We start from the raw sequence: 1713 nt of genomic DNA, 5'->3' as shown, positions 1-1713 counted from the left end.
CCGTAGCTCTGGAAGGCCGACAGCATGATCGCCGCCGTCGCCGAAGTCGGCAGGCCGAGCGTCAGCATCGGCACCAGCACGCCGGCGGCGGAGGCATTGTTGGCAGCCTCGGGGCCGGCAACGCCTTCGATGGCGCCGACGGTGCCGAACTCCTCCTTGTGCTTCGACAGCTTCTTTTCGATGGCATAGGACAGGAAGGTCGGGATTTCGGCGCCGCCGGCCGGCATGGCGCCGATCGGGAAGCCGATCGCAGCGCCGCGCAGCCAGGGTTTCCACGAACGCCCCCACTCGGCCGCCGTCATGTAGAGCGAGCCCTTCAGCGGCACGATCTCGTCCTTGCCGGCATAGCGGCGCGAGGCCATGTAGAGCGTCTCGCCGACGGCAAACAGGCCGACCGCGGCAATGATGACATCGACGCCATCAAGCAGTTCGTTCGTGCCGAAGGTGAAGCGCGGCTGGCCGGTCTGCAGGTCGACGCCGATCATGCCGATGACGAAGCCGGCGAACAGGCTGGTCAGGCCGCGTACGGAAGACGAGCCGAGCACCGCCGAAACGGTGATGAAGGCCAGCACCATCAAAGAGAAATATTCGGCCGGACCAAAGGCCAATGCGAACTTGACCACCACCGGCGCCAGGAAAGCGACGCCCATCGTGCCGATCGTGCCGGCGACGAACGAGCCTATCGCCGAAGTGGCGAGTGCCGCGCCGCCGCGCCCGGAACGCGCCATCCTGTTGCCTTCCAACGCAGTGACGATGGTGGCGCTTTCGCCGGGCGTGTTGAGCAGGATCGACGTCGTCGAACCACCATACATGGCGCCGTAGTAGATGCCGGCGAACAGGATGAAGGATGCCTCCGGCGCCACCTGATAGGTGATCGGCAAAAGCAGCGCGATGGTCAGCGCCGGCCCAAGACCGGGCAGCACGCCGATGGCGGTACCGAGTGTGGTGCCAAGCAGGCACCACAGAAGGTTGACCGGGGTGAAGGCAACCGAGAAGCCATGTGCGAGATGTCCGAGCGTTTCCATGGCGTCAGCCCCTCAACATGGTGATGAACGCATCGATGACCGTGTTCAGCTGGTTCTCGATGAAACCGGCACCGATGTTGACGCCAAGCGCCCTGGCGAAGCCGAAATAGGCGGCCAGCGCCAGGATCAGGCCGAGCACTGCGTCACGCAGCGTGCGCTTGCTGCCGAAGCCGTAGCAGACCAGAACGAACATGATGACGGATGCCGCCGTGAAGCCGAGCGGCCGGATGAGCAGCAGATTGGCGATCAGGCCGATGACGACGAAGCCCATCGCCTTCCAGTCGGTCGGCGTCTCCTTTTCCTCCTCCGGCTGCCAGCCGCCGCGAAGCGCGGCAAGGATGAGCAACAGCGAAAGAACCACCAGGCCGAACATGGTGAGGTAGGGAAAGACGGTCGGGCCGACCTTGGAGTAGAGCGGCGACACCGGGATTGCCAGCGTCTGCCAGGCGACGGCGCCGGCGCAGGCCAGGAGCCCGATGCCTATCAACAATTCCGGCACGGCAAGGCGCCACGGCGCCGCCTGCTGGTCGCTGGTGCTCATCGGTATCCTCCCAAGATGGCCGGCATCCTCCAGCCGGCCGCATCCGCAGTTTCGCCGCATCATATGTCCATGCGGCAGGCGAGATGGGAAGGGGGCGGCACTCTAACCGCCCCCTGAAGACATCAGGCGAGGCCGAGATCCTTGAGG

2 protein-coding genes are annotated in these 1713 nt (G+C 65.2%); both read right to left on the bottom strand.

The annotated features are described in order from the left end of the window. Positions 1 to 1025, bottom strand: a 1025-nt coding sequence (locus tag EN893_RS32665; protein ID WP_128362122.1) for a tripartite tricarboxylate transporter permease, incomplete at its 3' end; no start/stop codon positions are given. A gap of 4 nt (positions 1026 to 1029) precedes the next feature. Beyond that, entirely contained in the window at positions 1030 to 1566 is a 537-nt protein-coding gene (locus tag EN893_RS32660; protein ID WP_027037688.1) for a tripartite tricarboxylate transporter TctB family protein, read from the bottom strand. Positions 1567 to 1713: the final 147 nt, after the last annotated feature.

This window comes from Mesorhizobium sp. M7A.F.Ca.CA.004.04.2.1 (assembly GCF_004022825.1).
GTDB lineage: Bacteria > Pseudomonadota > Alphaproteobacteria > Rhizobiales > Rhizobiaceae > Mesorhizobium.
The sequence above is the reverse complement of the archived record's forward strand: the minus strand, read 5'-3'. Positions and strand labels throughout refer to the sequence as shown.

What these genes read in the sequence shown, in the direction of transcription:
- EN893_RS32660 (WP_027037688.1), bottom strand. Translation starts at nt 1,566, where the DNA reads ATGAGCACCAGCGACCAGCAGGCGGCGCCGTGGCGCCTTGCCGTGCCG.